The sequence below is a fragment of the Chryseobacterium sp. 3008163 genome, assembly GCF_003669035.1.
Lineage (GTDB): Bacteria > Bacteroidota > Bacteroidia > Flavobacteriales > Weeksellaceae > Chryseobacterium.
On sequence record NZ_CP033070.1, the window covers coordinates 724,101 to 737,430 of the forward strand.

Sequence of the window (13,330 nt, forward strand, 5' to 3'; positions counted from 1 at the left end):
GATTAATTCTTTTCTTAAATTCAAAAATTATTTTTAACCGTAAATTTATTCTCAAGCTTAGACGGCTTGTCCGTCATTCTTTGCTTCTTAAATCAGGAGGATTAAAAAATAAAACTTTGCGTTAAAAAATTTCATTTAATATCTCTCAATAAAATTTCACAAATTAACCTTCAATTTTTTAATCTCTTCAGCATTCGCAAATGACTCATAAGACAACACTGCCGAAGAATGAAAATATTTCCCACCCGTCACATTTTTCAACTCTGAAATATTATTCGAACGGACTCCGCCACCTATTAAGATTTTAATATCATCGCCACAATTTTCAATAAGTTTTTTTAAATTTCCCTTTCCTTCCATCGCAGAATTTTCTCCACCGGAAGTGAGAATTTCTTTAAAGCCCAATTCAATCAGTTTTTCTGCAGATTCAAAAATATTTTTGGTTCGGTCGATGGCTCTGTGAAAAATGCATGGTTTTCCGTTGGCCAAATCAACCAACAACCTGTTTTTTTCAACATCAATTTCCTGATTTTCATCTAAAATTCCGAAAACAAAACCATCTGCATTTGCCTTTGAAAATTCAATGATACTTTCCTGCATCTGATTAAATTCTGAATCTGAATACAAAAAACCGCCTCCAATTGGACGGATCATCACATGAATCGGTTTGGAATATTTTTCTTTTAAATATCTCAATTCTTCAAGGTCGGGTGTAATTCCTCCTGAATTGATGTCTGCGCAAAATTCAATACGGTCGGCAACGGAATTCAATGCAATTTCAGCGGAAGTGATATCAAATGTGGCAATTTCTAGGAACATTTTTTTTGCTAATTTTAATTATATTTAGTCTGATTCTATTACTCCATCAATCAAGAATCTATCATTTTCTTTTATCACTTTTATTTTTCTAAAGTATTCTGCCTTAAAACCATCATCAGCCAAAACCACATTAAACGTATAAACATTATTTATGGCAGTAATCACTTCACATTTTCTAACTTCAACATTAATCCAATCTTGAGCAGAAATTAAAAACCCTGTATTTATTCCTGCAAAATTTGTGTCAAATTTGTCTCCCCATTTTTGTTGAAATTCTTTTAAAGTAAGACTTCCATCAACATCTAAATCAACATTCGTGGCATCGGTTTTAAACTCATAATAATCTTTGGTTGTAATGTCTTTCATTATTTTTGATGTTCAGAAATATCTGCTTTAAAATAACTAACAATACTATTTTCCAACCATTTCTTTGCTTCTGCAGCTCCTTTAGAATTATCTGCAACTACATCATTTATTGTAGGATTATGTAGATCGATCTCATTTTTCACAGCATCTTTACAGCTGACAATTAAAAATAAAGAAGCAATAATTACTTTTTTCATCTTGTGATTATTTCAAAGCAAATTCAGGCTTCTCAAGACGGTTTCCTTTTCGGTCATAAACCGCAAAATTAAATCCGTCCTGAATGCAGTACGAACCATATTCCCCTTTTTTATTGATGGCAATAAAGCCAACCTGAATATCTTTTAGATTTTTATTTCTTCGCTCAGTAATTTTCACGATTCTTTCAACCGCTTCTTTACAGGCTTGCTGAGGGTTTCTTCCTTGTCGCATTAATTCCACCACAAGATGAGTTCCCACCGTTCTGATCACTTCTTCGCCATGACCAGTCGCCGTCGCCGCTCCGACTTCGTTATCAACGAACAAACCTGCACCGATAATTGGGGAATCACCTACTCTGCCGTGCATTTTGAAAGCCATTCCGCTCGTAGTGCACGCTCCGGAAAGATTTCCTTGAGCATCCAAAGCGATCATTCCAATCGTGTCGTGATTTTCTATATTGACGATGGGTTTATAGTTGCTGTCCTTCAGCCATTCTTTCCACTCTTTTTCGGAATCTGCTGTAAGGATATTTTCTTTTTTAAAACCTTGGGAAACGGCAAACTGAAACGCTCCGTCACCGACCAACATCACATGCGGTGTTTTTTCCATCACCATTCTCGCTACCGAAATTGGATTTTTAATATTTTCAAGACACGCAACCGAACCAATGTTGTAATTTTCATCCATTATACAAGCATCCAACGTCACTCTTCCGTCTCTGTCGGGACGACCACCGTAACCAACGCTTCTCTCATTCGGATCATTTTCAACCAAACGAACACCTTTTTCAACAGCATCCAATGCTCTTCCGCCTTTTCCTAATATCTTCCACGCCTCTTCGTTCGCTTTTAAACCAAAATCCCAGGTTGAAAGAACAATCGGTTTATTCACCACTGAGTTTTCGTTGTCTGGAACATTTTTAGCAATCAAATCCAATGGATTCAATAACAATGCGGATGATAATATTCCTGTGGTTTTTAAAAATTTTCTTCTTGAATTCATATTTTTAAGTTGAGGCTTAGGTTAAGGTTGACTTGTTTAAAATTTTAGAAACTTTAAGTACTAAATTTTATTTAATTATTGTGCTCCGATTTCATCTACAAAAAGCCACGCTTTTGAGTCTGCACCAGGGTTTCCTGCAGGAATAATTCCTGCGTTTTCTATTTTAATTTTAATAAATTGGGCATTCTGATTTCCAACTTTAAGAATAATTTTTCCTTTTGTTGAAAGAATATCTTCTTTTCCGGTTTCTTTGATGGTTTTAAAATTTTTTCCGTCATTCGAAATGGAAACAGTCGCTGATTTTGCCAGATGAATCCAGCTTCCTTTATTGTCCAATGTATTAAAATAAACTTCTGAAAAATTAGTTTTTTCGCCTAAATCAATGGTTGCGACAACATCTTTTCCCTGAAAACCCAGCCACGTTTTTCCTAACTGTTTTACATTTCCTATAATTGCATCAACTAAAGTAAATGCGCCGCCGAAAGAATAATTTTCGCTCGGCTGATGTTCCAAGATGATTTTTTTTCCAGTCGTTTTTGAGGTGGTAAAATTTTGAGAAGATATTGCACTTTTCAATTCTCCATTTTCAAAATAAGCAGACTTTATCGTCATCGCTTTTGAAACAGGAATTGCATTCTGATAGGTTGCCGAATTTGATTTTGGTTCGCTTCCGTCAATTGTATATTTAATTCCGTTGGGATTTTGAGAAGTTGAAAGTTCGTAAGAAACACCAGTGTTATTAGGAATTACCTTGCCTGAAATATTGTAGATACTTTTCGCATAGTTGATGTTCATTTTATCTAAAATCTTAAAATGCTGCACAACTCTGTTTTCAAATTCTTTGTATTTTTCAGGGTTTGAAGTTCCCCAACCGACCTCAGACAGAGCAAATAATCTTGGGAAGATCATGTATTGAACTTGTTTGAAATCCAGAATATATTCCGTCCATAAATTCGCCTGAACTCCCAAAATAAATTTTGACTGCTCTGCGTTCAATTCAGCTGGAATAGGATTATACGAATAGACTTTATCCAAAGGTGTGAAACCTCCAAACGCATTCGGTTCGGTCTGCGGATCGCCCTGATAATGGTCAAAATAACAATATGCACCCGGCGTCATTACGGCAAAATGATTGGTTTTTGCAGCTTCGATTCCACCTTTAATGCCAGTCCAACTCATTACTGCGGCATTTGGAGCTAATCCACCTTCCAAAATCTCGTCCCAGCCGATGATTTTTCGACCTTTTAAGTTGACATACTTTTCAATTCTCTGAATGAAATAACTTTGTAAACCGTGCTCGTCTTTCAGATTATGTTTTTTAATTAATTCCTGACAATGTGCACATTCTTTCCATCTTGTTTTCGGACATTCGTCACCACCGATGTGAATGTATTGCGAAGGAAAAAGTGCAATGACCTCATCCAAAACATTTTCTAAAAACGTAAACGTTTCGTCTTTTGGACAGAAAACATCATCGAAAACTCCCCATTTTGTCGCCACCTCGAAAGGCCCTTTCGTACACGCCAATTGAGGATAAGCAGAAAGTGCAGCCAAAGCATGACCAGGCATTTCAATCTCCGGAACGACCGTGATATGTCTATCCTGAGCGTATTTTACAACTTCTTTGATTTGCTCTTGGGTATAAAAATACGGTCCGTAAGGTTTTCCGTCATAAGTATCATCGACATAAGCACCAATCATGGATTCTTTTCGTTTTGAACCAATTTGTGTAAGTTTCGGATATTTTTTAATCTCAATTCTCCAGCCCTGATCGTCGGTTAAATGCCAGTGAAATGTATTGAGTTTGTATATTGCCAAATAATCGATGTATTGTTTTACTTCTTCGACAGTGAAGAAATGACGGCAAACATCAAGGTGCATTCCTCGCCATGCGAATTTTGGAGAATCATTTATCTTTAAATTTGGAATTTCCTTTTTATCTGAAAACTGATTAATTAATTGAATCAAAGTTTGAAACGCATAGAACTTTCCTTTTTTACTTGAATATTTAATTAAAATCTTCTTATCGTTAATTTCTAAAAAATATCCATCATCTTTAATTTCTGAAGAATTTACCTTTTCTAATTCTACAAAACTATATTTTGGTACTCCATGATTTGAAACTAAGAAGTGAGTCGCATCAGTTTTTAAAAATGTATTAAAAATCTTAACTTCAAACTGAAGAGAATCATTTTTTGCCTCCCGAACAAGAATTTTTTCAGGAATTACACTTGCTCCTTTATTAATTTTTAAATTTTGCGGATAAGGAATTAAATTTAATTTATTCTGAGAGAAAAAACACGTTGAAATGAGTAAAGAAAAGACCAAAAGAATACGCAGCATCTTGTTGAGTTTAGATTTTAGCGAATATAATTATTTTCTGAAAAATTCAGTCTATGATTTAACTATTTCAGCTACGAAACATCTAATTTTGTATAAAAATAAACGATGAAAAAAACTTTTCTCTTAGCAGCCGGATTATTATTCTCGGTTTCTGCACAAGCACAAATTTTAGATATCATTAAATCTACTGTTAAAAACCAGACTGGTATAGATCTAAGCAATCCCAAAACGACACCAGCAACTTCTACAACAAGTCCACAAACTCCAACCAAAAACAGTTCTTCAGTTAATTTAGGAAGTCTGACTTCAACCCAAATTTCATCAGGTTTAAAGGAAGCTTTAAATTTAGGCGTAACTGAAGGTGTGAAAAAACTGGGCGTAACCGATGGTTTCCTGAAAAATGAAGCCGTGAAAATTTTAATGCCTGAAAAATTAAGAGTAATCGACACCAAACTCCGCGCTTTCGGGTTGGGAAGCTTAGCAGATCAGGGTGTGAAATTATTGAACAGAGCAGCTGAAGATGCTGTTACTGAATCTGCTCCGATTTTCACAAAAGCCATCACTTCAATGACGATTACCGACGCCAAAAACATTTTATTGGGAGGCGATAATTCGGCAACCAATTATTTACAAAGTAAAACCCAAACTCAATTATTCACTGCTTTTCAGCCAAAAGTGAAGGCTTCATTAGGGAAAGTTGGTGCTGATAAGGTTTGGACTCAATTAATTTCAAAATACAATACCTTGACTGGAAATGCTGTTTCAACAGATTTAAATGAATACGTTACCAACGAAACCATCAATGGCGTTTTCAAAATGGTTGCTGAAAAAGAAAGCGGTATCAGAAATAATTCTGTGATGAGAACGACCAGTATTTTGCAAAAGGTTTTTGGGGCGCAGGATGGTAAGTAGTTCTTTTGTCTTGAAACAAAAGAACCAAAAATTCAAGACTTGGACCTCTTCGCTAAAAATAAAATCTGTAAACTAAAAATTCTAAAACTCGTGCAAGTTCGGTATTTGTTCTTCAAATCAGAATCTTTGTCGCGCTTCAAACAGTAGAATTTTCTTAACGTTCACAGAATTTATTTTCTTAACGCTACGATTTCCTATCAATTTAATTGAAATAAATATTTTCAATTAAAAACCTTGTCGATGACAAGGTTTTCGTTTTATTTAGAATTGCATTTCAGGAATTTCTCCTTCGATGATTAAATCTGCTTCTGTTGATTTGATGATGTGTTCTACAGAAACTCCCGGAGCCCTTTCAACCAATTTGAATCCGGCTGGAGTTACATCTAAAACAGCCAATTCGGTTACTACTTTTTTCACGCAGTTAATTCCGGTTAAAGGAAGTGTACATTTTTTCAGGATTTTACTTTCTCCGGCTTTGTTAACGTGCATCATCGCAACGATAATATTTTCGGCTGAAGCTACTAAATCCATTGCGCCACCCATTCCTTTCACCATTTTTCCTGGGATTTTCCAGTTGGCAATGTCTCCGTTTTCTGAAACTTCCATTGCGCCAAGGATAGTTAAATCTACTTTTTGGCTTCTGATCATCCCAAAACTGAAAGCTGAATCGAAAAATGAACCACCTTCTAAAATGGTAATGGTTTGTTTTCCGGCGTTAATAACGTCTGCGTCTTCTTCGCCCTCGAAAGGAAATGGACCCATTCCTAAAACTCCATTTTCACTTTGAAATTCTACCGAAAGATTGTCTGGAACGTAGTTGGCCACCAATGTTGGAATTCCTATTCCTAAGTTGACGTAATATCCATCTTTTACCTCTTTGGAAATACGTTTTGCTATATCTTCTTTACTTAACATTTTTTTAAATTTGATTTTTTTAATCCCGAAGTTTCGGGACAAAGTTTTTTTAGATTGACACTGTTTTTAAGTTCGCAAAGGCGTTTCACTCAGCAAAGTCATACAAACTTTTATTACTCAATTGTTTAAATAATAATTCTTAATTATCTTTCTTTCTGACAGTTCGTTGCTCGATTCTTTTTTCAAATTTTTCTCCTTGGAAAATCCTTTGAATCATAATTCCCGGAATGTGAATCTGGTTGGGGTCTAATTCTCCCGGAGCAACTAATTCTTCAACTTCAGCAATGGTAATTTTACCAGCACCTGCCATTGGATGATTGAAATTTCTTGCTGATCCTTTAAAAATTAAATTTCCTGCATGATCACCTTTCCAGGCTTTTACAATTGAATAATCTGCATCGTATGCGTGCTCCAAAATATGAGGTTTCCCTTTGAAATCTTTTACTTCTTTCCCTTCTGCAACCTCAGTTCCGAAACCAGCTGGTGTGTAGAATGCAGGAATTCCGGCCTGAGCGGCACGACATTTCTCGGCTAAAGTTCCCTGTGGTGTCAATTCAACATCTAATTCACCGGAAAGCATTTGTCTTTCGAATTCTGCGTTTTCCCCAACGTATGAAGAAATCATTTTTTTGATTTGCTTTTTTTGCAACAATAATCCCAAACCAAAATCATCTACTCCCGCATTGTTTGAAATACATGTCAAATCTTTTACATCGCTATCTACCAATGCATTGATTGAATTTTCCGGAATTCCGCACAGACCAAATCCGCCCAACATCAGGGTCATCCCGTCTTGGATTCCTTCAATAGCTTCAGCAGCATTTTTTACTCTTTTATCTATCATGAAATATTTGATTTTTTCAGTTTTAAATTTAAACATTTTTATGACACCTTCAGTATTTCAAATAAATTTTGAGAAAGATTGAATAGAATTTCATTTTCAGTATTATTTAAAAACAAAAAAGCGGAAACAAGTTCCGCTCTTTATCAATCAGTTGTGAATAGGTTTATTCAATAATTAATTTTAAAGTAAATAATTTTCTGGTATGTACTTTTACAAAATAAACACCTTTTGGCAGGTTCTCGTTGACTAAAGAAAAACGCTGATTTTGTACGTTTTCAGATTTGTATAACAGTTGACCTGTCGCTGATATCAACTCAATTTTTTCGATAGGATAGTCACTTTTAATAAAAGTCGGCTGTCCTGGTTTTGTAGGATTAGGATATAAAACTACATTTTTTTCAGTCTTATTCTTCGTTTCTTCAGTTCCCAATGTAGCTGAAGTTACCTGAAACTGTACTCTGTTTGAAACTTCTGTGTAAGAATCATTGGTAAACATCACCATGTAATAATTACCTGCTGTGGTTGGTACTCCATTTACATTTCCTGTAATGGCTTTTGTACCTTGAGTTACCCCATCAAAATAAGTGTATGAAACAAAATTATCATCCGGAACAGAAATATTTTGAGGATAAATTCCTAACCAATCTTTGATGATACCCGGCGAATCCGTCCATGAAGCAGAAATATTTTCACCTAAAGTATATACCGGTTTATTGATCCAAAGGTCTGTCACAATATCTCCTACTTTAAAGAAAACCTTCTCTCCTACTGTGCTGTAACCGTCTTCAAGGAAATACTGAGCATAATAATATCCTTTTGGAAGACCTGTAAAATCAAGAGTTCCTGATGCGGTTGTGACATAACTCCATTTCGTCGCAGGAGTTGGCCCGGGAACGTGTCCCATTTTATAAATTCCAATCCAGTCTTTTACTAAATTTGGTCCATTCGAAAAATTAACTACCACTGTTCCGCCCACAGGATATGCATCTGCAGTGGTTTGAAGCACAGCTTTCGGTCCCACATAAAAACTTTTTCTAGGTGCAATTTCTGTATAACCGTTATTAGCAAAAAATCCTGCAAAGTACTGACCTTTAGTTGCCAAACCATTCGGGAAGTTTGCAATTCCTGAAGTTTGTCCGTTCGTATAAATATAACCTTGTGAAGTTACTGATGCTGGGTTTTGTCCTTTTTTATAAATAGCGACCCAGTCCTGCTGATTTCCTGGTCCGTCATTGTAAGTAGCTGCAATCGCTTCATTTTGCAGGTATTCTGTTTTATTTAATGTAAAAGTAGGATTTGAAACCACGCTTCCTGTTACTTCAAATTGCTTTACGTCACTCCAGTCGCTCCACTCCATGTTTCTGTCTCTGTAACGAGTTTTCACATAATAAACTCCGTTGGTAATAGAGTTTGCTGCGAAAGTTACTTTCGTAATATCAACACCTGCATTCACGTTTTTGGTAAGATCTGGATTTCCGTTTCCATCTTTCCCGAACCAGTTTTCATAATCTCTGTAAAATTCTTTTTCAATCACCGAAAAGTCAGCAACTTTACTTACTAAAAACTGAGTCGTATTTAAAAGTTCGTTTGCAGGTGAAGAGAAAGTACTTCCATTTAATGTTAAAGGCAAAGTTATTGGTGCTGTAAAAATGTTTGTAATTGACGGCTTCAAAGGTTTAGGTTTATTTTTATACCTGTGAAATGAGTCAATCAGCACATTGTCTTTTTGAGTATAAATTCCTCCGATAGAATAACTTTCGATATCTACTTTTCCGTTGGTGACATCCACTTCGATGATTTGGTACGTCCAGTCTGTTAATGTTTTCTGTACATCGTCAAAATCCTGTTCGGTAGACATTCCCCAATACTGATCCCAAGCCGTTCCTCCAGAGATAATCTGATAATTTGGAGTGTTTTTTAACTGTCCTCTGTGATAAAGGTGATGGTGAGCTCCTACATGCATCAAATATTTGTCTGATCCTGCCAAAAGCGGAACTGCATTGTTTCTTACCCATGTAGAAATATCACCTACATATTGCTCTGCCTGATAAGGTCTGTGGCTTAATGAAATAATCCAGTCAACTGTAGAATCGTTATTTGCTTCGTTTAAAATCTGCTGAAGCCAAGTTTGCTGTGCTGAGCCTGTATGCTCTGAACTTAAACTTATAAACAAAACATTTCCTGCTTGTTGAGCGTAATAATTTTCGTTGCCTGATGAGATATTTTTGTATTTAATTTCATCGATATTAAAATGAGCGTAGTAAGAATTCATTCCCAAAGTACCATACGTCTCGTGGTTTCCAACGGTTGTCAGTATCGGAAGGTAGGGTGATAATTTTCTGTTCTTTTTAAAGTGAACATTCTCATAATGATCAAGAGTCCCGACATCTACCTGATCTCCGACCATAAATGTAAGTGCAATATTATCTGAAGGATCTGATGTAAGCCCGAACTTTTCTTTAAGTTTTTTGTAAGCTTTGTAATTTAACGAATCATATCGAGGCTCTGCCTTGATCTGGTTGTCTCCCATGATCAAAAACCTTATTTTTCCATCAAGTGTTACAGGCTGCCCGGGAAGAGGAAGTGTTCTGAAGTTATACACTGCAGATTCGCTGGTTCCTGTTTTTATTTTGTAATAATACTTGGTGTTAGGTTGTAAATTGGTAATTTTTGCCGTGTGATAATAGTAATTGTTATTGTAGCCTGTATCAGAAAAAATATTGGTAGTTCCTGTTACAGTCACATTAAGGTTCGTTGGAGAATTTCCGTAAAGAACGGTTGTTTCATTGTCTGAGCTTGTCTTCCAGTTGACAATCATAGAATTGTGAGCAGGATTTTGCAGGTAAGGATACAAAACCTGAGCGTACGAAAGCTGGACGACGAAAAAAAAGAATAATAGATAATGCCTCATGGTAATTTCAGTTGAGTTTATTTGTTAAATGATGGTGTAATTTTACAACCCGGCAAATATAAATTTCACTTGTAAACTCAAAATGACTTTAATGATAAGCAACTATTAATTTTTTCTCTGAAAAAAGTTTAAAAAACACAATTTAGTATCACAAAATTGTTTGGCATATTCAAAAAGTATTTCATATATTTGCAACCTGTTATTCAACCTCTGACGAAGTCCGTGAAAGTTGCTTAGCGTAACACATTTTATTTTATTAATAATGGATTTATTAAAGTACGTACAAGACAAGTACATTACAAAAAAAGAATTCCCTGAATTCAAAGCTGGTGATACAATCACTGTGTATTACGAGATTAAAGAAGGTCAAAAAACAAGAACTCAGTTCTTCAAAGGAACTGTAATCCAATTAAGAGGAACAGGTTCTACAAAGACTTTTACAATCAGAAAAATGAGTGGTGATGTAGGTGTAGAGAGAGTTTTCCCTATCAACATGCCTGCTCTTCAAAAAATCGAAGTTGACAGAAGAGGTAAAGTTAGAAGATCTAGAATTTACTACTTCAGAGACCTTAGAGGTAAAAAAGCGAGAATTAAAGACGCTGCTTACAAGAAGAAATAATTCAGACAACAACACATACGAAGAGAGGCTGCTAATTTTTAGCAGTCTCTTTTTATTTTGGTATGTTTTTGTTTTTTTAAAGAGCTGTTTCCCGCTTTTCGTTGCAATCTTTTTTTCAAAAAAGGATTTCCACTGCAATCGGGGCTAAGAAAAATAAACTTGTTATAACCACCCCGTCAAAAATTCTTCGAATTTTCGCCACCCCTCCAAAGAAGGGGAATTTTCGTTTCGTTTATAATATTAGAGTAATGTATGTTAAACTTGAATTATTTTCAAAGTTGTAAACTCCAGCTTCTCTCCTACTTTATAAAATCATAAAGAGCATTCCAGAATTTATCGTACACTTCGATGTGTGGAAGGTGACCGACATTTTCGAGCTCTACTAATTTTGATCCGGCAATTTGCTGTTGTGTTTTCTTTCCTAGTTCTTGATATTGTCCCATGGTAGGCTGAATTTCTTTGGGTGCACGGTCTTTTCCGATGGCTGTTCGGTCTCTTGTTCCGATAATTAATAATGTGGGCGTTTTGATATTTTTAAACTCATAAACAATTGGTTGATTGAAAATAATATCGCTCGTTAGCGCAGCATTCCAAGCGACTTGTGGATAGTCTTTGTGTAAAGTCCAGCCTGCGATAAGATCTAACCAAGGTTGGTATTCTGCTTTCCATTTGTTGTCGTAATAGAATTTAAGTTGATAATTTTTATACGATTCTGCGGTATTTTTTAATTCAGATTGATAGGCTTCATCAACGGTTTGATATCTTGCTAAAGCTTTATAATCTTCCAAACCGATTGGGTTTTCGAGAATTAATTTTTCTACGGTTTCAGGATACATTAAAGTGAATCTTGTGGCAACCATTCCACCCATTGAATGACCGAGAACAATGATTTTATCAATTTTTAAATCATCTAAAATAGCTTTAGTATTGCTTGCTAACTGTGCAAATGAAAACTGATAACTTTGAGGCTTGGAAGATTTCCCAAAGCCAATCTGATCCGGAATAATCACTCTGAAACCTTTATCTGATAGATCTTTTGCCGTTTTTTCCCAATAAGCTCCGTTAAAATTCTTCCCGTGAAGAAGCATCATGGTTTTTCCGTTGGATTTTTTAGGCTTCACATCCATGTAGGCCATTTTCAGATTTTGTTTTTGAGAATTTAAATCTTTAAAATGAACTTCGAAAGGATATTGGTAGTTTGAGAGTGTTACGTCTAAAGGTTTTACCTGAGAAAACACAGAAACTGATGCTAATGAAAACAACATAATGACTGCAGCATTTTTAAAATTTTTCATTAAATTTTAATTTAGATATAAATTTAAAAAAACCGCTTCAAAAGAAACGGTTTTTGGTGTTATTTATAATTTAATTATCAATTTTAAGAAAGTTGTTCTGCAAGTTTTTCTTTTTTTGAAGGCAGATTCATCAAAACAATTGCGAAAAGAATTAAAACAATTCCAATCCATTGAATAAGGATTACTTTTTCGCTTAATAAAACGAACGCCATCGTTACGGAAACCGGAAGTTCCAAAGACGAAATAATACTTCCCAATCCCAGACCTGTATTTGGAAAACCCAGATTAAATAAAATCGGTGGAATGATGGTTCCAAACAGCGCTAATATAAATCCATATTTCCAAAAAATAGAATAATCAAACGGTCGGATGTGCTGTGTATTTTCAGTGAAATTAAGGTAAAATGATTTTAAACCTTCAAAATGAAGAGGCCCAATTTGTGCAAAAAACAAAAACAAAAGGATAACAACCGAACCTCCCGAAAGCATAATGATACTTTTCCTAAGAACCGGTAAACCTGTCGCCAAAGTATTTGAAGTAAACATCGTCATCGTAAATGATGCTGCCGCCAATAATCCCCAAAAGATGCCATGCCAGTCAATTGTAACTTCAAGATTGATCAAATTTGTTGCTAAAACCGTCCCCAACAAAACAATACAAACCGAAATCACTTTTCTGAGTGTCGGTAATTTTTTAGTTAAGAAACTTTCTACCACAACGCTGAACCAAACAGACTGCATCAGCAAAACAATAGCGATCGAAACATTGATGTACTGCACTGACAAGTAGTAAAACAAGCTCGTGCACCCCAATGATGTGCCTGCCAGCATTAACATTTTAATCTCTTTTGAAATCGGTGACGCTAAAGTTTTTTTAGAAGTAATGGTTTGAATGAAATTTAAAATCAATAAACCAACAAATCCCATGACAAACTGTGCGGTTGTCACTTCAGAGGTTGTAAAACCCTCTTTGTAAGACATCTTCACAAAAGTTGCCAGCATCCCATAAATACTTGCACCAATCCCGACAAATAAAACTCCTTTTAAAATATTCTTCTTCTCCATATCCATTATTACAGCCGGCAAAGGTACAACATAAAAATTTGT

The 13,330-nt window shown here is 35.3% G+C and carries 12 protein-coding genes; 2 read left to right on the plus strand and 10 right to left on the minus strand.

Annotated features, from left to right (window positions below):
- Positions 1–156: 156 nt before the first annotated feature.
- From EAG08_RS03190 to EAG08_RS03210, 5 genes are all read right to left on the minus strand, one after another.
- Positions 157–819 (minus strand): copper homeostasis protein CutC, encoded by a 663-nt coding sequence (locus EAG08_RS03190; protein WP_129534190.1) that lies wholly within the window; start codon positions 817–819, stop codon positions 157–159.
- A gap of 24 nt (positions 820–843) precedes the next feature.
- On the minus strand, positions 844–1,185 hold the full coding sequence (locus EAG08_RS03195) for a hypothetical protein (RefSeq protein WP_129534191.1): 342 nt from the start codon (positions 1,183–1,185) through the stop codon (positions 844–846).
- Positions 1,185–1,382, minus strand: coding sequence for a hypothetical protein (locus EAG08_RS03200; protein WP_129534192.1), 198 nt, complete (start codon positions 1,380–1,382; stop codon positions 1,185–1,187). The genes EAG08_RS03195 and EAG08_RS03200 overlap by 1 nt, the downstream gene beginning before the upstream one ends.
- A gap of 7 nt (positions 1,383–1,389) precedes the next feature.
- Complete coding sequence (locus tag EAG08_RS03205) at positions 1,390–2,385, minus strand: isoaspartyl peptidase/L-asparaginase family protein (RefSeq protein ID WP_129534193.1); 996 nt, start codon at positions 2,383–2,385, stop codon at positions 1,390–1,392.
- Between the two features lie 75 nt (positions 2,386–2,460).
- Complete coding sequence (locus EAG08_RS03210; protein ID WP_129534194.1) at positions 2,461–4,728, minus strand: family 20 glycosylhydrolase; 2,268 nt, start codon at positions 4,726–4,728, stop codon at positions 2,461–2,463.
- Between the two features lie 105 nt (positions 4,729–4,833).
- On the opposite strand from EAG08_RS03210, the gene EAG08_RS03215 reads away from it, so the two are divergent.
- A complete protein-coding gene (locus EAG08_RS03215) occupies positions 4,834–5,640 on the plus strand; it encodes a DUF4197 domain-containing protein (protein WP_129534195.1) in 807 nt (268 codons plus the stop codon).
- A 261-nt stretch (positions 5,641–5,901) separates the two neighbouring features.
- On the opposite strand, the gene EAG08_RS03220 is transcribed toward EAG08_RS03215, so the two are convergent.
- The 3 genes from EAG08_RS03220 to EAG08_RS03230 all read right to left on the minus strand — a co-directional run bounded on the left by EAG08_RS03220 (position 5,902) and on the right by EAG08_RS03230 (position 10,310).
- Positions 5,902–6,555 (minus strand): CoA transferase subunit B, encoded by a 654-nt coding sequence (locus EAG08_RS03220; protein WP_129534196.1) that lies wholly within the window; start codon positions 6,553–6,555, stop codon positions 5,902–5,904.
- A 139-nt stretch (positions 6,556–6,694) separates the two neighbouring features.
- Positions 6,695–7,399, minus strand: coding sequence for a CoA transferase subunit A (locus EAG08_RS03225; RefSeq protein ID WP_129534197.1), 705 nt, complete (start codon positions 7,397–7,399; stop codon positions 6,695–6,697).
- 163 nt (positions 7,400–7,562) lie between these two features.
- Complete coding sequence (locus EAG08_RS03230; protein ID WP_129534198.1) at positions 7,563–10,310, minus strand: fibronectin type III domain-containing protein; 2,748 nt, start codon at positions 10,308–10,310, stop codon at positions 7,563–7,565.
- A gap of 262 nt (positions 10,311–10,572) precedes the next feature.
- Between EAG08_RS03230 and rplS the strand changes: the two genes are divergently transcribed.
- Complete coding sequence (gene rplS / locus EAG08_RS03235) at positions 10,573–10,929, plus strand: 50S ribosomal protein L19 (protein WP_007846341.1); 357 nt, start codon at positions 10,573–10,575, stop codon at positions 10,927–10,929.
- Between the two features lie 299 nt (positions 10,930–11,228).
- Here the strand turns inward: rplS and EAG08_RS03240 are convergent, their stop codons facing one another.
- A complete protein-coding gene (locus tag EAG08_RS03240; RefSeq protein WP_129534199.1) occupies positions 11,229–12,224 on the minus strand; it encodes an alpha/beta fold hydrolase in 996 nt (331 codons plus the stop codon).
- Positions 12,225–12,307: 83 nt separating this feature from the next.
- Positions 12,308–13,288: an EamA family transporter gene (locus EAG08_RS03245; RefSeq protein ID WP_129534200.1), complete on the minus strand. Its 981-nt coding sequence runs from the start codon at positions 13,286–13,288 to the stop codon at positions 12,308–12,310.
- Positions 13,289–13,330: the final 42 nt, after the last annotated feature.

What these genes read in the sequence shown, in the direction of transcription:
- EAG08_RS03190 (WP_129534190.1), bottom strand. Translation starts at nt 819, where the DNA reads ATGTTCCTAGAAATTGCCACATTTGATATCACTTCCGCTGAAATTGCA.
- EAG08_RS03195 (WP_129534191.1), bottom strand. Translation starts at nt 1,185, where the DNA reads ATGAAAGACATTACAACCAAAGATTATTATGAGTTTAAAACCGATGCC.
- EAG08_RS03200 (WP_129534192.1), bottom strand. Translation starts at nt 1,382, where the DNA reads ATGAAAAAAGTAATTATTGCTTCTTTATTTTTAATTGTCAGCTGTAAA.
- EAG08_RS03205 (WP_129534193.1), bottom strand. Translation starts at nt 2,385, where the DNA reads ATGAATTCAAGAAGAAAATTTTTAAAAACCACAGGAATATTATCATCC.
- EAG08_RS03210 (WP_129534194.1), bottom strand. Translation starts at nt 4,728, where the DNA reads ATGCTGCGTATTCTTTTGGTCTTTTCTTTACTCATTTCAACGTGTTTT.
- EAG08_RS03215 (WP_129534195.1), top strand. Translation starts at nt 4,834, where the DNA reads ATGAAAAAAACTTTTCTCTTAGCAGCCGGATTATTATTCTCGGTTTCT.
- EAG08_RS03220 (WP_129534196.1), bottom strand. Translation starts at nt 6,555, where the DNA reads ATGTTAAGTAAAGAAGATATAGCAAAACGTATTTCCAAAGAGGTAAAA.
- EAG08_RS03225 (WP_129534197.1), bottom strand. Translation starts at nt 7,399, where the DNA reads ATGATAGATAAAAGAGTAAAAAATGCTGCTGAAGCTATTGAAGGAATC.
- EAG08_RS03230 (WP_129534198.1), bottom strand. Translation starts at nt 10,310, where the DNA reads ATGAGGCATTATCTATTATTCTTTTTTTTCGTCGTCCAGCTTTCGTAC.
- rplS (WP_007846341.1), top strand. Translation starts at nt 10,573, where the DNA reads ATGGATTTATTAAAGTACGTACAAGACAAGTACATTACAAAAAAAGAA.
- EAG08_RS03240 (WP_129534199.1), bottom strand. Translation starts at nt 12,224, where the DNA reads ATGAAAAATTTTAAAAATGCTGCAGTCATTATGTTGTTTTCATTAGCA.
- EAG08_RS03245 (WP_129534200.1), bottom strand. Translation starts at nt 13,288, where the DNA reads ATGGAGAAGAAGAATATTTTAAAAGGAGTTTTATTTGTCGGGATTGGT.